The sequence below is a fragment of the Bacillus cereus group sp. BfR-BA-01430 genome, assembly GCF_022663115.1.
Classification (GTDB): Bacteria; Bacillota; Bacilli; order Bacillales; family Bacillaceae_G; genus Bacillus_A; species Bacillus_A cereus_BD.
The window spans coordinates 652,151-668,466 of sequence record NZ_JAKUEW010000001.1; the positions used below are offsets into that span (position 1 = coordinate 652,151).

Sequence of the window (16,316 nt, forward strand, 5' to 3'; positions counted from 1 at the left end):
TGCTATACTTTTTGTAGATAAACAAAGCGGATATAAAATAAGGAGAGATGAGAGAAATGAAAATGACAGCAGAACAAAGATTTATGATGCCAGCGGACGTTATGGAGCGAGTGGAAGTTTTACGAAATAAACATAGTAAGCGTGGATCGTTATTAAAATCAGTACATACATTTTTTGGTTTACATACGAAAGAAGATCGTATTTGGTTTTACGGCTTTTATGGAATCGCTGTAAGTATTATATTATTTATGGCAGTTACTTCTAACATTTTTGATTTATTCTTTAAATAAGAAAGATGCCATATGGACATAGCGTTTGAATACATATATAAAAGAGTGGTAATTTTTTAGAGCGGAGTTGATTAAAATGGCTATGTTCCCTATAGAGCGAAATTATATTGGCTATGGAAGTTCGAGACCAGGAATCCGGCTTTCAAAAGTAAGATTTATTGTGAGTCATGATACAGGGAATCCTGGTAGTAATGCGATAGGTAATAGAGATTATTTTCATGAAATACAGCCGAAAGCTTCGGCACATACATTTATAGATGATAAAACGATATTAGAAATTATTCCAATTGATGAAGTAGCTTATCATGTAAGATACAATGTTCCTGCAGATAATGAACGATATGGTTATGATGCAAATAAAGCAGCGATCGGAGTTGAACTTTGCTATGGAGGAAATGTGAATTTTTGGGATGCGTATACACGTTTTACTTGGTACCATGCATATTTATGCCACTATTTTGGCTTGAATCCGAAAACAGATATTGTATCTCATAAGATGCTGGATCCAACTCGGAAAATTGATCCTGAAAATGTACTGGGACAACAAGGGATTCGATTTCAACAATTTTTAGCAGATGTCTATCGAATGTATGTCTCGTTTAGATGACAAATATATGAAAAAAGAATACAATAAAGATAGGTACCTACTGCTGAAAGTAGGTTTTTTCTTGTTTTATAAATAGAGTTTGAGGTAGAAGACTAGGAGTGAACCGAGTATGCAAAAAGAAGCAGCGATTATTATCGGGGGCGGACCATGTGGGTTGGCAGCGGCAATTTCTTTGCAAGAAGCTGGAATCAACGCGTTAGTAATTGAAAAAGGGAATATCGTAAATGCAATTTATCATTATCCAACTCATCAAACATTCTTTTCATCTAGTGAAAAATTAGAAATTGGTGATGTAGCTTTTATTACAGAAAATCGGAAACCAGTGCGTAATCAGGCGCTTGCCTATTATCGTGAAGTAGTAAAACGAAAAGATGTGCGTGTACATGCATTTGAGCGTGTAGAACAAGTACAAAAAGATGGAGAGTTCTTTGTTGTTCATACGAAAAAACGAGATGGAAATAAAGAAACATATAAAGCAAAGTATGTGATTGTTGCCACAGGTTATTATGATAATCCAAATTATATGAACGTTCCAGGTGAAGAACTTGACAAAGTATCTCATTATTTTAAAGAGGCGCATCCTTATTTTGATCGAGATGTAGTTGTAATAGGTGGAAAGAATTCCAGCGTAGACGCTGCGCTAGAACTTGTAAAAGCTGGAGCGCGTGTAACAGTATTGTATCGTGGTGGGGAATATTCACCGAGCGTTAAACCGTGGATTTTGCCAGAATTTGAAGCGCTCGTACGCAATGGTACGATTCAAATGCATTTTCATGCTCATGTGGAGAGAATTACTGAGCATACGTTGACGTATACAATTGATGGGAAATCCTTTACAATTCAAAATGATTTTGTATTCGCAATGACAGGATACCATCCAGATCATAGCTTCTTGACGAAAATGGGAGTGGAGATTGATAGTGAAACGGGACGCCCACTTTACAATGAAGAAACGATGGAAACAAATGTGGATAACATCTTTATTGCGGGTGTGATTGCAGCTGGTAATAATGCAAATGAAATCTTTATTGAAAATGGACGATTTCATGGTGGAGCGATTGCACAAGCAATTGTATCAAGAGAGTCAAAATAAGCTGTCGAATTTCGACAGCTTATTTTTTAGTCATGCATAAACATTTTTTGGATTTTTTCGTGCGAATGAGCACATTCTAAAGCAACAAGCAATTTAATACGAGCTTTTTGTGCATTTAAACCGTATGTGAATACAACACCCATATCTTTTAATTGTTTTCCGCCACCTTCATAAGAATACACATCTTGAACGATGCCGTTGAAGCAACGGGAAACGAGAATAATCGGGATTCCTTTATGAATTAAACGTTGTAAGCTAGGCAATGTTCTTGGAGGTAAGTTACCTTGTCCGAGCGCTTCAATTACGATTCCATCTACTGGTAAAGTTTCGATTGCAGCTAATAATGTATCATCCATTCCAGCATATGCTTTTAATACAACAACATTTTTTGAAATTTGTCTAACTGTATAGGTCTCGTGATGGACTAAAGCATGATGGAATACGACGCCGCGTTTTGTTACCATACCGATTGGTCCGTACTGAGGGCTTTGGAATGTAGCAACATTACTCGTATGCGTTTTCGTTACATTTGTAGCACAGTGAATTTCGTCATTTAATACAACTAAAACACCTTTTCCAATCGCTTCGTCACTACTTGCGACTTTGACTGCGGATAAGAAGTTATATAAGCCATCAGCACCTAATTCATTACTAGAACGCATTGCGCCTGTTACAACGATTGGGGCATTTGCTTGTACTGTTAAATCAAGAAAATAGGCCGTTTCTTCTAAGGTATCTGTACCATGTGTAATGACTACACCATGAATATTTTCATGCTTGACTCTTTCATCAATGATGACTTGCAATTGTAACATCTCACTCGGTGTCATATGAGGAGAGGGAAGATGGAATACATCTTCAACAATTAAATCAATATCATCTTCTAAATCAGGTATAAATTTCAAAAGAGGGTTTTGTTTTCCTGGTTGCACAACCCCAGTTTCTTTATCTTCCTCCATTGCAATTGTTCCACCTGTGTGTAAAACTAGGATCTTCTTCAATGCCTATACCCCTTTCGGTTGAAAATACATTTAGAACATATCATGATTTTAGCAATTTCGACAATGAAAATGTATAAAAGTTTAGAGGGAAAATGAGAATAAAATGAGATTGGTTCGTAATTTTCTATGTAGTAAAGATAGAGAGATAAGGAAGTACGGAAAAATAAAATGATAAAGAGGAGCGAATTTGTTGAAAAAAGTGGAGAAGTTTATCATACATATATTGATTGTCCAGTTCATTTGTATATGTCTGATACAGTTGCTACTTATGCAGGGATCTTCCATTACATATTTATCGAAAATCGTTTATTATGAAGGAGTCATGCTTAAAACGAAGACAGACATTTTAGAAGTGAATAAGTAGTTTTCATTTTCTTCTTATGAGGATTATGCTACAATAATTAAGGATGAAAAGGATCGAAACTGGCAGAGGGAAGCAGGGGGGGACATACCTGCTTTTCATTTTGTTTTATAAGTGAAAAATGAGGTGTTACAAATGGATAAACGAATTTCAATTGCGATAGATGGTCCAGCAGCAGCTGGGAAAAGTACAGTTGCAAAAGTTGTAGCAAAACAACTTTCTTATGTTTATATTGATACAGGTGCAATGTATCGTACACTTACATATGCTGCTCTTGAGAAAAATATTGATATTGAAAATGAAGAAAAATTAATGGAAGTTTTGCAAAGCATACGTATTGAATTTCAACAAGGAAAAGATACACAACAAGTCTTTTTAAATGGACAAGATGTCTCTGAAGTGATTCGTACACCAGATGTAACAAATCGTGTATCAATTGTAGCAAAGCATCGTCTTGTTAGAGAAGAGATGGTACGCCGTCAACAGGAGTTAGCTGCACAAGGTGGCGTTGTAATGGATGGACGTGACATTGGGACGCATGTACTTCCTGATGCTGAGGTGAAAATCTTTATGCTCGCTTCTGTTGAAGAAAGAGCGGAACGAAGACATTTAGAGAATGTGAAGAAAGGTTTTGCCTCTAATTTAGAACAATTGAAAAAAGAAATTGCTCAGCGTGATAAACTAGACTCAGAACGTGAAGTATCTCCGCTGAAAAAAGCTGAAGATGCGTTTGAATTAGATACAACTTCTTTATCCATTGAAGAAGTTGTTCGAAACATTATGGACATCGTCTCTGAAGCATTGCAAAAATAAAGAAAGGGGAATCGTCCTCTTTCTTTTTTTATAGAAGAAATGATACGGCAGAGTACACTTTTCTTGACAAATATGTAAATTTATAAGAAGTTAGTTAAAGAGGGATTGAACTGTCAGAATATATTCGCTATTATATTTCAAAACATACTTTATTCAAAACGATTTTGCTGTATACTATTTATAGAGAGGTAAAATCGCTTTCTACAAAATGTATTGTAATGGAATATATGTTACACTTTCTTATTAACATGCAAATGAAAGCATTTGTTTTCATTTCGTATATACATAAAAGCTTTGTCAATTCTGTAGGGAGGTATTTCCATGGTAGAGAAAATGAATGAAGAAGTTGTGGATTCAAAAGTATTACAAGTAGGTGATATTGTTACAGGTTCTGTAATAAAAGTAGAAGAAAAACAAGTGCTTGTAAATGTTGGATACAAAACAGATGGTGTAATTCCAATTAGTGAATTAGCTAACGTTCATATTGAAAAAGCAAGCGATGTTGTAGAGGTAGACCAAACTCTTGAATTAAAAGTAATTAAATTAGAAGAGGATGATCTTGTATTATCAAAACGTGCTGTTGATGCAGAAAAAGCATGGGTAGAATTACAAGAGAAATTCACTTCTGGTGAAGTGTTTGATGTTACTGTAAAGGATATTGTGAATGGTGGTTTAGTGGTAGATTTAGGTGTTCGTGGATTTATTCCAGCTTCACTTGTCGAAGTACATTATGTAGAAGATTTTACTGAATATAAAGCGAAAACATTAGCTGTAAAAATTGTAGAACTAGATCGCGAAAAAAATCGTGTGATTCTTTCTCATAAAGCAGTTGTAGAACAAGAGTTAGATTCTAAGAAAAAAGAAGCGATTTCCTCTTTAAAAGAAGGCGAAATTGTGGAAGGCACAGTGCAACGTTTAACAGATTTTGGTGCCTTTGTAAATGTTGGTGGGGTAGATGGATTAGTTCATATTTCGCAAATTTCTCATGAACGCGTGGGACAACCGTCTGATGTGTTAGAACAAGGACAAAAGGTGAAAGTGAAAGTATTAGCTGTTGATGCGGATACACAACGCATTTCGCTATCAATTAAAGCAGCAGCACCAGGACCTTGGGAAAATGTCGCTGATGAAATAAAAGTAGGCGATGTTCGTGAAGGTACAGTAAACCGCATTGTTACATTTGGTGCTTTTGTTGAGATTTTACCAGGTGTCGAAGGACTTGTGCATGTGTCACAAATTGCAAATCGTCACGTGAAAAATCCAAATGAAGTATTAGAAGTTGGACAAGAAGTGAAAGTAAAAGTGCTTGAAGTAAATGCAGCAGAAAAGCGTATTTCTTTAAGTATAAAAGAAGCTCTTGAAGAAAATAATGTAACAGAAGATTATAGTCAATATGAGCCAACTTCTGAGTCTGCAACTTTCCAATTTAGTGATATTATTGGAGAACAATTGAAAAAATTAAAGAAATAAAGAGGGATATAAGTGGCAAGAGAGAAACGTAAATTAGAACATATTGAATATGCTCTTTCCACTGGACAGTCTCGTACACATGGCTTTTGTGATATTGAATTTGTCCATAAAAGCTTACCAAATTCAAGTTTTGAAAGTGTTACATGTGAAACTAAAATCGGCGAACTTTCACTAAGTTCGCCGATTTTTATCAATGCGATGACTGGTGGTGGAGGAGAGCGTACATTACACATCAATGAACAGCTGGCATATGTAGCAAAGTATCATCATCTTGCGATGGCCGTCGGTTCCCAAATGGCAGCGTTAAAAGAGAAACGAGAAGTAGACTCGTATCGAATTGTAAGAAGAGTAAACCCAAATGGTATTGTGTTTGCAAACTTAGGAAGCGAAGCGACAGTTGAACAGGCAAAATGTGCTGTTGATATGATTGAAGCGAATGCTTTGCAGATTCATTTAAATGTGATTCAAGAATTAACGATGCCAGAAGGAGATCGAGATTTTACAGATGTATTAAAACGAATTGAAAACATTGTCCTTACTTCTGAAGTTCCTGTTATTGTGAAGGAAGTGGGGTTTGGGATGAGTAAAGAAACGGTTCAGCAGTTAGCTAACATAGGTGTAACAGCTATAGATATTGGTGGTCAAGGCGGTACAAACTTTGCTGCTGTAGAAAATGAAAGAAGAAACCGTATGCTCTCTTACTTTAATAATTGGGGCATTCAGACAGCTCCTTCCATAATAGAAGCGTCCTCTACAAATAATACCCTCTCGCTCATTGCATCAGGTGGAATCCAAACGGCACTTGATGTAGCAAAAGCGATTGCTTTAGGAGCACAGGCAACGGCTTTTGCTGGCTATTTTTTGCGGATATTGATGAATGAAGGCATGGATACATTAATTGAAGAAGTAGAATTGTTACATACCGATTTACGATTTATCATGACAGCTCTTGGGGCGAAGAACATTTTAGAACTCCAGCAAGTCCCTCTTGTTGTGAAAGGTGATACATATCATTGGTTAACGCAGCGTGGCATTGATACGATGTATTATAGTCAGAGGTAACAGAGAATCTTTTTAATCTTCTGTTACGATATGAAGAAAAATAAGAAATTAACCAAAAAATCAACCGAATGGTTGGTTTTTTTATATATTCGTTTTATGCAATGAAGTGGTGAGGGCTAGTACGGTCCTAAAATAGCGAGATAAAAGATAATAAGATTTTCAGCTAGAGAGAAGTAGAAGTGTTGGCGAGTGTAGCTAGGGGTTTACAAATAAGAAAATTGGAAAAGAACTTTGTATTTCTATTTCCACAGTAAAAACACATAGTATTAATATATATACGAAGTTTCAAGTTTCTAATCGTGTAGAAGTAGTAAAGAAAGCATTAGAACTTGGAGTTATCACGAAGAAGAACTGAAAAAACAGCTAGTATGAGCTGCTTTTTCAGTTCTTTTTTTAATGCTGATTTTGCTTGCGAGCTTGCTCTGGTGTATCAAGCCCTGTGGCACCTGGATATTGAAGCGACTGATCACGATCAGATTCAACGCGGCGCGATTGTTTTAGTTTCTTTTCTTGACGATCTTTTCCCATTGTTTCCTACACCTCCTTATTACAAAGTGTTGCTGATATACGAAAAACTATACTGAAAGAAGAAAGAGATTAATTTTTATAAAAAGTTCCCATAATGGAAATGATAGGAGGGAAAAATATGGATGGAGGTTATTTTTATTTTTTGGCATGGATGGGCTGGAGTATTACTACGTTTTTTATGAAAAAAGAATCCATTAGGTGGAGAATGAGTGCTTTCATTTTACTTTTTATTGTTTGCTCGCAATTTACATTTTCTATCGCGTCTTTCTCAATCTCGGTGAACGCTCTTTTTATTAGCATCATTGCTTTCGGAATCGTTGGAATATATTCGGTATGGCAAAAGTTATACACGCTGTTTTCAGCTCTTATTGTTGCGATGCTATATACAAGTTTTCATTTATTAGAAGTGTATGACCCAATTTGGATTATAATCAACCGAACCTTAATGTTAAGCGCAGCTCTTGTATATGCATCTGTGTTATTGCATCGAGATCGCTTATTACGTCTTTGTGCTTTATATATAGGGATGATACAGGGAGAAATCTTAGTAGCGTTTATCTTTCATAAGTTGCATTTTCCGTATGAACTTGGCAGTTTGCTGTTTTTTGATAGTATCGCTGTTTCTACGTTATTTGTAGCTATTTTATTTTGGGTTACGAAAGTCTCTGCCTTTACCGGGCAATTTAGAAAAAAACATGTAAAAGAAAGGCAAGGATAATACATGACTGAATATACACCAGCCATTTTGTGTGGCGTTATTGCGGGAACAATAACAAGAATCTTTATGCTTCGTACGGATACGAGGCAATATCCTACTCGTCTGCATGGGAAAATTATTCACATTGCGATGGGGTTAATTGCAGCTGCTCTTGGGGCGATTGCGATTCCATCTATTTTGAAGAAAGATTTTTCAGCAATTACATTTTTAACACTAGCAGCATCACAATTTCGAGACGTGCGAAATATGGAACGAAATACATTGCAACAATTAGATGGATATGAGCTTGTACCGCGCGGGCATACGTATATTGAAGGAATCGCGTTAGTATTTGAAAGCCGCAATTACTTGGCGATGTTAACATCGTTTGTAACAACCCTCACCTATATCGGATTCCGTTCATGGATAGCTGGCATCATCGCTGGTATCGTGTGTTTCTTTATTGCTAAAATATTAATGTCAGGCAAAAGGTTGCGCGATCTTGTCGAGATTGAGCATGTGCCACTTCGATTTGAGGGGGCGGGACTTTATATCGATAACATTTATATGATGAATATTGGGTTGCCAGCGAGGCAAGAAGAGATTATGAAGTATGGAATGGGGTTTATTTTAAAGCCAAAATCGATTGATGCAAGAGTTACAATTTCTAATCTTGGACAAAGGCAAGCGATATTACATGACGTTTCGGTAGCGCTAGGTATATTTAGAGATTCCGGAACGCCTGCTTTAGTACCATTGGCAAAACGTGATTTAGAAGATGGAAGAGTAGGTATATTTGTGCTTCCGCAAGATCAAGATGTGGAAAAAGCCATCGCCGTCATAGGGAATGTCCCAACATTAGAAAGCGCGGTTCATATGTCATCTGAAGCTCCAAAAAGAAGGGGAGATGTGAGATGATTTTGGAAAGTTATATTCTTGCTGTTATTACGACAGCGCCAGAAAAATTTGCTGGAGGAGCACCGCTATTTGTTTGTGAATCGAAAGAGGAAATGGAGTTTGTCGCAAACAATTTAGAGGCCATTTTAGATGGAATTGCTCATCGCTTACAAGAGAATGTATATATTATTGTGAAACATTAGTAACGTATGATATAATATGAGATGTTTTGATATAATGAGAAATATTCTGGAATGCAAATCCCTTCTTGCACAAAGAAGGGTTTTTTACATAATAAACAGAAGCAAGTTGAAAGGATGAGAGCATATGCCAAAACCAGTAGTGGCAATAGTGGGACGCCCGAACGTAGGGAAATCCACTATTTTTAATAGAATTGTTGGAGAAAGAGTTTCTATTGTTGAGGATATTCCGGGAGTAACACGAGATCGTATTTATAGTGCAGGAGAATGGTTAAATCATGAATTTAACATTATTGATACAGGTGGAATTGATATTGGAGACGAACCATTTTTGACACAAATTCGTCAACAAGCAGAAGTAGCGATTGATGAAGCGGATGTTATCATTTTTATGACAAATGGTCGCGACGGTGTAACGGCAGCTGATGAGGAAGTAGCAAAAATTTTATATCGTTCTAAGAAACCTGTTGTACTTGCGGTAAACAAAGTAGATAATCCAGAGATGCGCAATGAAATTTATGACTTTTATGCATTAGGATTTGGCGAGCCGTTCCCAATTTCAGGTACACATGGATTAGGGCTAGGGGATTTACTTGATGAAGTAGCACAGCATTTTCCTAAAGTGGAGGAAGAAGAATATGATGATGAGACAATCCGTTTCTGTCTCATTGGTCGTCCAAATGTAGGGAAATCATCACTTGTCAATGCGCTTCTTGGTCAAGAACGTGTTATTGTAAGTAATGTGGCAGGGACAACGCGTGATGCTGTCGATACACCATATACGAAAGATGATCAAGATTATGTTATTATTGATACAGCTGGAATGCGTAAAAAAGGGAAAGTGTATGAGAGTACCGAAAAGTATAGTGTACTTCGTGCATTAAGAGCAATTGAACGCTCTGATGTTGTCTTAGTCGTATTAGACGGTGAAGAAGGAATTATTGAACAAGATAAAAAGATTGCTGGATATGCGCACGATTCAGGACGAGCTGTTGTGATCGTTGTGAATAAGTGGGATGCAGTGAAAAAAGATGAGAAGACAATGAAGGCGTTTGAAGAGAATATTCGTGCTCATTTCCAATTTTTGGATTACGCACCGATTGTATTTTTATCTGCAAAAACGAAAAAGCGTACGCAAACATTGCTGCCAGTTATTAATCAGGTGAGCGAGAGCCATAGCATCCGTGTACAAACGAATGTATTAAATGATGTAATTATGGATGCGGTAGCGATGAACCCAACGCCAACACATAACGGTAGCCGTTTGAAAATTTTCTATGCAACACAAGTAGCGGTGAAACCACCAACATTTGTTGTGTTTGTAAATGATCCAGAATTAATGCACTTTTCATATGAGCGTTTCTTGAAGAATCGTCTTCGCGAATCGTTCGGATTTGTAGGAACGCCAATTCGAATTATTGCTAGAGCAAGAGACTAATGGGAGAGGATGTGATTTTATGACAAAAATCACAGTAATAGGAGCAGGTAGCTGGGGGACAGCGTTAGCGATGGTATTAGCTGACAATGGTCATGACGTACGAATTTGGGGAAATCGTCCTGAGCTTATGGATGAAATAAATACGAAGCACGAGAATAAACGATATCTTCCGGGGATTACATTGCCAAGCACAATCGTAGCCTACTCTTCTTTAGAAGAAGCGTTAGTGGATGTAAGTACGGTACTTTTAGTTGTACCAACGAAAGCGTACAGAGAAGTATTGCAAGATATGAAAAAAATAATTTCAGGACCAATGACTTGGATTCATGCAAGTAAAGGAATTGAACCTGGAACATCAAAACGAATTTCAGAGATGATTGAAGAAGAAATTCCAGAACAGCTTATTCGAGATGTTGTTGTGTTATCAGGACCGAGCCATGCGGAAGAAGTTGCTCTTCGCCAAGCGACAACAGTTACTTCGGCTGCGAAGCGTATGGAAGCGGCTGAAGAAGTACAAGATTTATTTATGAACCATTATTTTCGAGTATATACGAACCCGGATATTATCGGAGTAGAACTTGGTGGAGCGTTAAAGAATATTATTGCGCTAGCTGCTGGGATTACAGATGGACTTGGGTTAGGTGATAATGCGAAGGCTGCTTTAATGACACGCGGATTAACGGAAATTGCCCGTTTAGGAAGAAAGATGGGCGGGAATCCATTAACATTTGCAGGCTTAACAGGAATGGGTGACTTAATTGTGACTTGTACAAGTGTGCATAGCCGCAACTGGCGAGCTGGAAATATGCTTGGTAAAGGACATTCTTTAGAAGAAGTACTCGATAGTATGGGAATGGTCGTTGAAGGTGTTAGAACAACAAAAGCCGCTCATGAATTAGCAGAAAAAATGGAAGTTGAAATACCAATTACAGCAGCTTTATATGATGTATTATTTAATGGGAAAAATGTGAAAGATGCAGTCGGTTCATTGATGGGCCGTGTTCGTAAACATGAAGTTGAAGCGATACCTGATTTATCTCGCATTAATAGGCAGTAAGGATCTCGCTTCAAGAACGAGGAACAGTTTGATTGGTGAAGGCGGGGACGCTGATTCAAGTGTCACTCTCTTTTAAGAAAGAGCGACAAAAGTGCAAATGCACTTTTGTCGCTTTTTTTATAGGTCTTTTCACCATTTTTTCTTTTTTGCATAGGATAAAGAGTAACTTGAGGAGAGGGTGAAGGAAAATGGATCATAACATTTTCAATAACATTGAGAAGGAAGCGAAAGTGAACAAAGAAGATATTTTTAAATTGGCATCGTCTGTGCAAAATGCCAATTTACGAGATGAGAAAGTGCTGCGCCAATTAATTCATCAAGTGGGAGCCATAGCAGGGCGCGAAGTACCAAAAGAGCAGGAAGATCAAATTGTAAAAGCGATTATTAATAATAATATGCCAACAGACTTTAACTCGCTAAGTAAAATGTTTAAAAAATAAAGAATAGGAAACACAGTGTTTACAGATTGCATATAATAACTTTGAAAAAATGGGAATAGAGGGCTGTTTGGGGCGTATTTGGTCAACCGGAGTGAATCTGTTCACTTCGGTTTTATTTTGTTGTTCTTGTGCAGAGTATGATATAGAAATGAAAATAAAAGGTTAGGAAGAGTGATTGTTGATAAAAATATATTTGTTTAAATTTTTTAATTTGTTAAAATAATATAAAAACCATTAATGAATAAAGAGGTGTGTATATGTCTGAGGGGCTTATGAAAATGTGGTTTTCTTTGGGGGCAATGGGGTTTATGTTCATTGCAGTTATCTTTATTTTGCTGAGTCGGCATAAAATCAAGAATAAATTCTTGAAAGGGATTACAGCTAGTATTGCGTATACACTTATGATTGTATCTGGCATTGTTATTTTTCTTGTTGTGTTTAGCGGACCGGTGGAGCAATAAAGTGAACATGATTTTTTTAATAGGTGTTCACCAATTTTACGTAATCATGTAGCGACTTTCGAAATGATAATGATGAAGAAAAGAAGGTTAGCAAGGGCATAAAGGGTGAATGTTCGATGAAAAAAATTTATATTATTTTAATATTTTGCTGTACAAGCATGTTAGTTGGATGTATGTACCCGCGAGAAAATATGAAGCAAAACGCAGTTCCTTATGAAGATCAATTACAAATGGTTCAAAAGGCAGTTGATACATATAAGGAACAAAATAATGGGCTACTTCCTATTAAGACGCGTGACATGAATACACCATTATATCAAAAATATCCTATTGATTTTCAAAAAATAGCACCACGTTATATACCGGAGGCACCGGGGAATGCTTATGAAAGCGGTGGTGTATATCAATATGTGTTGGTAGATGTTGAAACAAATCCAATGGTAAAATTAATTGATGTAAGAATGGCAGAACAGATTCGCGATATTACGCTAAAATTGCGGATGTATCGGGATGAACATCAGTATCCTCCTTATAAAAAAGTGATTGCTGATGGAGTGTATGAACTTGACTTTAAGAAGATGGGGTATAAAGATGTACCACAGGTAACGAGTCCTTACTCTGGAAAAGGGTTGCCGCTTGTCATCAATGAAAAGGGAGAAATATTTGTCGATTATCGAATGGATTTATATGAAATGCTGCAAAGAAACAAAGAGACTGCTAAGGAGGGAGACGATATTCGAAATATGCTATTTAAAGATTCGCCGTTTGTACCTGCTTACTCTTTACCTTATACAGTAAAAGATGGAGAACCAATTTTTTTTAAATGATAAGTCATGAACCTTTCTTTTAGCGAATAAGTTCTAAAAGAAAGGTTTTTTCATGCAATCCAACTTATGATATAAACAAAAAGTTCTTTTTAAATAGTCATATGAAATTAGGACAAAATCATATGATATATTGTCCGAATCTCTATAATATCTAAGATATTCATAGAGAAAAGCATATGTATGATTCGTTCATGGAAAATGAATTATTCCCAAAAATCTTGAGGGAGGGAATCACTTGGAAAAGGTAGATATTTTTAAAGACATTGCTGAGCGCACAGGCGGTGATATTTACTTTGGGGTGGTAGGAGCTGTTCGAACTGGAAAATCAACATTTATTAAGAAATTTATGGAATTAGTTGTTATTCCAAACATTGAAAATGAATCTGATCGTCAACGTGCACAAGATGAATTACCCCAAAGTGCTGCTGGACGTACCATTATGACAACTGAACCAAAATTTGTTCCAAACCAAGCGGTTTCCATACAAGTTGATGACGGTCTTGAGGTAAATGTTCGATTAGTAGATTGTGTGGGTTATACAGTTCCTGGAGCGAAAGGCTATGAGGATGAGAATGGTCCGCGTATGATTCATACACCTTGGTATGAAGAACCGATTCCATTTCATGAAGCTGCAGAAATTGGAACGCGTAAAGTAATTCAGGAACATTCTACTATTGGGGTTGTCATTACAACTGATGGAACGATTGGTGAAATTCCAAGGCGCGACTATATAGAAGCAGAAGAACGAGTTGTAAATGAGTTAAAGGAAGTTGGAAAACCATTTATCATGATTATTAATACAGTACAGCCATATCATCCAGATACAGAACAGTTACGACAAAGTTTATCTGAAGAATATGATATTCCCGTTATTGCAATGAGTGTGGAGAGTTTAAGAGAAACAGATGTATATAATGTACTTCGTGAAGCGCTATTTGAATTTCCTGTCTTAGAGGTGAATGTTAATCTTCCGAGCTGGGTGATGGTATTACATGAGGGGCATTGGTTACGACAAAGTTATCAAGAGGCTGTTCAAGAAACGGTAAAAGATATAAAACGACTTCGTGATGTAGATCGTGTCGTTTGGCAGTTTAGTCAATACGAATTTATTGATCGAGCAAGTTTAGCGGGAATTGATATGGGGCAAGGGGTAGCGGAAATTGATTTATATGCACCAGATGAATTATATGATCAAATTCTAAAGGAAGTTGTAGGAGTAGAAATTAGAGGAAAAGATCATTTATTAAAGCTCATGCTAGACTTCTCTCATGCAAAAACAGAATATGACCAGGTATCAGATGCTTTACGAATGGTAAAGCAAACGGGTTATGGGGTGGCGGCTCCAGCTTTAACAGATATGAGCTTAGATGAACCGGAAATCATTCGCCACGGTTCACGATTCGGTGTTAAGTTAAAGGCTGTTGCACCATCTATCCATATGATTAAAGTGGATGTTGAATCTACATTTGAGCCCATTATCGGTACAGAAAAACAAAGTGAGGAACTTGTGCGTTACTTAATGCAAGATTTTGAGGATGATCCGCTATCAATATGGAATTCTGATATTTTTGGACGTTCACTTAGTTCGATTGTTCGTGAAGGAATTCAAGCAAAATTATCGTTAATGCCAGAAAATGCCCGCTATAAATTGAAAGAAACATTAGAGAGAATTATTAACGAAGGCTCTGGCGGATTAATTGCGATTATATTATAATGAAAATCCCTCTGCGTGCAGAGGGATTTTACACTTTTGTAGAGTATATACTTGAAAAACAAATAGTCATTATCTAATACTTTATTGCATATTGTCAAGTTTCAACAGATTTTCACATTTTCAGAGCAACAAATTCCTTAAAAATATTGAATTATAAAGAAGAATCGTATAATATAGGCGTTGATAATGATTTATCTACGTCTTTGTAGTATAGAATTTGTAAAAATTGCCTACAAATGAAAGTAAGACTCATTTTATGATCATTATACAGTCTTATCTTTGGGAGGAGGTGAATGGCATGAACAAGACAGATTTAATCAATGCTGTTGCAGAAGCAAGTTCCCTTTCTAAAAAGGACGCAACAAAAGCAGTTGACGCTGTTTTTGATTCTATCTTAGAAGCTTTAAAACAAGGTGATAAAGTACAATTGATCGGATTTGGTAATTTCGAAGTTCGTGAGCGTGCGGCTCGTAAAGGTCGTAACCCACAAACTGGTGAGGAAATTGAAATCGCGGCAAGTAAAGTACCTGCATTTAAACCTGGTAAAGCGTTAAAAGATGCGGTTAAATAATCCTTACATATTACAGGGAAGAAGAGTTTCCTTTTAGGAGGCTCTTCTTTTTGCTTTTAAAAACATAAATATGCTAGAATGTGTTCGTATCATTTTTAGGTTTCTTGGGAGGGCTAGCGGATGGCAAAAGTTAACTTAGAGCAAATTGAACATGCAGTGCGCCTTATTTTAGAGGCGATTGGTGATGATCCAACTCGTGAGGGAGTACTTGATACACCAAAACGAGTTGCAAAGATGTATGCAGAAGTATTTTCAGGAATGCATGAGGACCCAAAAGAACATTTACATAAAGTGTTTGGGGAAGATCATGAAGAACTTGTATTAGTAAAAGATATTCCATTTTACTCCATGTGTGAGCATCATCTTGTTCCGTTTTATGGAGTTGCTCATGTTGCATATATCCCACGTGGCGGAAAAGTAACGGGCTTAAGTAAGTTAGCTCGTACTGTAGACACGATTGCGCGCCGTCCACAGCTGCAAGAGCGTATTACATCAACAGTAGCAGACTCTATCATGGAAGTGTTAGAACCGCATGGTGTTATGGTCGTGGTGGAAGCAGAACATATGTGTATGACAATGCGCGGTGTGAAAAAGCCAGGTGCTAAAACAGTAACTACAGCTGTACGTGGTGTATTAGAAAACGATGCAGCAGCACGCAGTGAAATTTTGTCTTTTATTAAGTCTAAGTAAAGAAAAGCGGGAAACTGCTTTTCTTTTTTATTTATGAGTAGTTGAGATCAGTACGGAATGAAGAACGATGTACATGGATGAAAGCTTCACTTTATTTGA

General features: G+C 36.8%; 20 protein-coding genes and 1 pseudogene. 19 read left to right on the plus strand and 2 right to left on the minus strand.

Annotation, left to right across the window (positions count from 1 at the left end; genetic code table 11):
- The first annotated feature begins 56 nt into the window (after positions 1–56).
- The 3 genes from MR058_RS03370 (at position 57) to MR058_RS03380 (ending at position 1,990) form a co-directional block, all read left to right on the plus strand.
- Positions 57–290, plus strand: coding sequence for a DUF3961 domain-containing protein (locus tag MR058_RS03370; RefSeq protein WP_242142637.1), 234 nt, complete (start codon positions 57–59; stop codon positions 288–290).
- 76 nt (positions 291–366) lie between these two features.
- A complete protein-coding gene (locus MR058_RS03375; protein ID WP_242142638.1) occupies positions 367–897 on the plus strand; it encodes a peptidoglycan recognition protein family protein in 531 nt (176 codons plus the stop codon).
- A gap of 109 nt (positions 898–1,006) precedes the next feature.
- Complete coding sequence (locus MR058_RS03380) at positions 1,007–1,990, plus strand: YpdA family putative bacillithiol disulfide reductase (protein WP_242142639.1); 984 nt, start codon at positions 1,007–1,009, stop codon at positions 1,988–1,990.
- Positions 1,991–2,016: 26 nt separating this feature from the next.
- Here MR058_RS03380 and MR058_RS03385 read toward each other — a convergent pair whose 3' ends face one another.
- Complete coding sequence (locus MR058_RS03385; RefSeq protein WP_277926419.1) at positions 2,017–2,991, minus strand: asparaginase; 975 nt, start codon at positions 2,989–2,991, stop codon at positions 2,017–2,019.
- Between the two features lie 190 nt (positions 2,992–3,181).
- Between MR058_RS03385 and MR058_RS03390 the strand changes: the two genes are divergently transcribed.
- From MR058_RS03390 to MR058_RS23260, 5 genes are all read left to right on the plus strand, one after another.
- Positions 3,182–3,355 carry a DUF5359 family protein gene (locus MR058_RS03390; protein WP_242142640.1) on the plus strand — a complete coding sequence of 58 codons (174 nt, stop codon included), beginning with the start codon at positions 3,182–3,184 and terminating at the stop codon, positions 3,353–3,355.
- Positions 3,356–3,487: 132 nt separating this feature from the next.
- Positions 3,488–4,165: a (d)CMP kinase gene (gene cmk / locus MR058_RS03395; protein WP_242142641.1), complete on the plus strand. Its 678-nt coding sequence runs from the start codon at positions 3,488–3,490 to the stop codon at positions 4,163–4,165.
- Between the two features lie 321 nt (positions 4,166–4,486).
- Entirely contained in the window at positions 4,487–5,635 is a 1,149-nt protein-coding gene (rpsA, locus tag MR058_RS03400; protein WP_242142642.1) for a 30S ribosomal protein S1, read from the plus strand.
- A gap of 12 nt (positions 5,636–5,647) precedes the next feature.
- Positions 5,648–6,697, plus strand: coding sequence for a type 2 isopentenyl-diphosphate Delta-isomerase (gene fni, locus MR058_RS03405; RefSeq protein WP_242142643.1), 1,050 nt, complete (start codon positions 5,648–5,650; stop codon positions 6,695–6,697).
- Positions 6,698–6,938: 241 nt separating this feature from the next.
- The gene (locus MR058_RS23260) at positions 6,939–7,052 is read left to right on the plus strand and encodes a LuxR C-terminal-related transcriptional regulator (protein ID WP_313949158.1); all 114 of its coding nucleotides are present in this window, start codon (positions 6,939–6,941) and stop codon (positions 7,050–7,052) included.
- Between the two features lie 38 nt (positions 7,053–7,090).
- Here the strand turns inward: MR058_RS23260 and MR058_RS03415 are convergent, their stop codons facing one another.
- Entirely contained in the window at positions 7,091–7,225 is a 135-nt protein-coding gene (locus MR058_RS03415) for a YpzI family protein (protein WP_003206535.1), read from the minus strand.
- Positions 7,226–7,343: 118 nt separating this feature from the next.
- Between MR058_RS03415 and MR058_RS03420 the strand changes: the two are divergent.
- The 11 genes and pseudogenes from MR058_RS03420 (at position 7,344) to folE (ending at position 16,217) form a co-directional block, all read left to right on the plus strand.
- A pseudogene (locus MR058_RS03420) lies at positions 7,344–7,954 on the plus strand (YphA family membrane protein).
- Complete coding sequence (locus tag MR058_RS03425; RefSeq protein WP_242142644.1) at positions 7,947–8,840, plus strand: YIEGIA family protein; 894 nt, start codon at positions 7,947–7,949, stop codon at positions 8,838–8,840. The pseudogene MR058_RS03420 and the gene MR058_RS03425 overlap by 8 nt, the downstream one beginning before the upstream one ends.
- On the plus strand, positions 8,837–9,022 hold the full coding sequence (locus MR058_RS03430) for a capping complex subunit for YIEGIA (RefSeq protein WP_242142645.1): 186 nt from the start codon (positions 8,837–8,839) through the stop codon (positions 9,020–9,022). The genes MR058_RS03425 and MR058_RS03430 overlap by 4 nt, the downstream gene beginning before the upstream one ends.
- Positions 9,023–9,146: 124 nt before the next feature.
- Positions 9,147–10,457: a ribosome biogenesis GTPase Der gene (gene der / locus MR058_RS03435; RefSeq protein WP_242142646.1), complete on the plus strand. Its 1,311-nt coding sequence runs from the start codon at positions 9,147–9,149 to the stop codon at positions 10,455–10,457.
- Between the two features lie 19 nt (positions 10,458–10,476).
- The gene (locus MR058_RS03440; RefSeq protein WP_242142647.1) at positions 10,477–11,514 is read left to right on the plus strand and encodes an NAD(P)H-dependent glycerol-3-phosphate dehydrogenase; all 1,038 of its coding nucleotides are present in this window, start codon (positions 10,477–10,479) and stop codon (positions 11,512–11,514) included.
- A gap of 188 nt (positions 11,515–11,702) precedes the next feature.
- Positions 11,703–11,954: a stage VI sporulation protein F gene (locus tag MR058_RS03445; protein ID WP_011984303.1), complete on the plus strand. Its 252-nt coding sequence runs from the start codon at positions 11,703–11,705 to the stop codon at positions 11,952–11,954.
- Between the two features lie 257 nt (positions 11,955–12,211).
- Positions 12,212–12,415, plus strand: a complete 204-nt coding sequence (locus tag MR058_RS03450) for a DUF2768 domain-containing protein (protein WP_242142648.1) — start codon at positions 12,212–12,214, stop codon at positions 12,413–12,415.
- A gap of 116 nt (positions 12,416–12,531) precedes the next feature.
- Entirely contained in the window at positions 12,532–13,242 is a 711-nt protein-coding gene (locus tag MR058_RS03455) for a hypothetical protein (protein ID WP_242142649.1), read from the plus strand.
- 235 nt (positions 13,243–13,477) lie between these two features.
- On the plus strand, positions 13,478–14,956 hold the full coding sequence (gene spoIVA, locus MR058_RS03460) for a stage IV sporulation protein A (protein WP_242142650.1): 1,479 nt from the start codon (positions 13,478–13,480) through the stop codon (positions 14,954–14,956).
- 298 nt (positions 14,957–15,254) lie between these two features.
- A complete protein-coding gene (locus MR058_RS03465; protein ID WP_001043860.1) occupies positions 15,255–15,527 on the plus strand; it encodes an HU family DNA-binding protein in 273 nt (90 codons plus the stop codon).
- A gap of 120 nt (positions 15,528–15,647) precedes the next feature.
- The gene (gene folE / locus MR058_RS03470) at positions 15,648–16,217 is read left to right on the plus strand and encodes a GTP cyclohydrolase I FolE (RefSeq protein WP_242142651.1); all 570 of its coding nucleotides are present in this window, start codon (positions 15,648–15,650) and stop codon (positions 16,215–16,217) included.
- The last annotated feature ends 99 nt before the right edge of the window (positions 16,218–16,316 follow it).

Coding starts and splice junctions, on each gene's coding strand:
- MR058_RS03370 (WP_242142637.1), top strand. CDS start 57: ATGAAAATGACAGCAGAACAAAGATTTATGATGCCAGCGGACGTTATG.
- MR058_RS03375 (WP_242142638.1), top strand. CDS start 367: ATGGCTATGTTCCCTATAGAGCGAAATTATATTGGCTATGGAAGTTCG.
- MR058_RS03380 (WP_242142639.1), top strand. CDS start 1,007: ATGCAAAAAGAAGCAGCGATTATTATCGGGGGCGGACCATGTGGGTTG.
- cmk (WP_242142641.1), top strand. CDS start 3,488: ATGGATAAACGAATTTCAATTGCGATAGATGGTCCAGCAGCAGCTGGG.
- rpsA (WP_242142642.1), top strand. CDS start 4,487: ATGGTAGAGAAAATGAATGAAGAAGTTGTGGATTCAAAAGTATTACAA.
- MR058_RS03415 (WP_003206535.1), bottom strand. CDS start 7,225: ATGGGAAAAGATCGTCAAGAAAAGAAACTAAAACAATCGCGCCGCGTT.
- MR058_RS03425 (WP_242142644.1), top strand. CDS start 7,947: ATGACTGAATATACACCAGCCATTTTGTGTGGCGTTATTGCGGGAACA.
- MR058_RS03430 (WP_242142645.1), top strand. CDS start 8,837: ATGATTTTGGAAAGTTATATTCTTGCTGTTATTACGACAGCGCCAGAA.
- der (WP_242142646.1), top strand. CDS start 9,147: ATGCCAAAACCAGTAGTGGCAATAGTGGGACGCCCGAACGTAGGGAAA.
- MR058_RS03440 (WP_242142647.1), top strand. CDS start 10,477: ATGACAAAAATCACAGTAATAGGAGCAGGTAGCTGGGGGACAGCGTTA.
- MR058_RS03445 (WP_011984303.1), top strand. CDS start 11,703: ATGGATCATAACATTTTCAATAACATTGAGAAGGAAGCGAAAGTGAAC.
- MR058_RS03450 (WP_242142648.1), top strand. CDS start 12,212: ATGTCTGAGGGGCTTATGAAAATGTGGTTTTCTTTGGGGGCAATGGGG.
- MR058_RS03455 (WP_242142649.1), top strand. CDS start 12,532: ATGAAAAAAATTTATATTATTTTAATATTTTGCTGTACAAGCATGTTA.
- MR058_RS03465 (WP_001043860.1), top strand. CDS start 15,255: ATGAACAAGACAGATTTAATCAATGCTGTTGCAGAAGCAAGTTCCCTT.
- folE (WP_242142651.1), top strand. CDS start 15,648: ATGGCAAAAGTTAACTTAGAGCAAATTGAACATGCAGTGCGCCTTATT.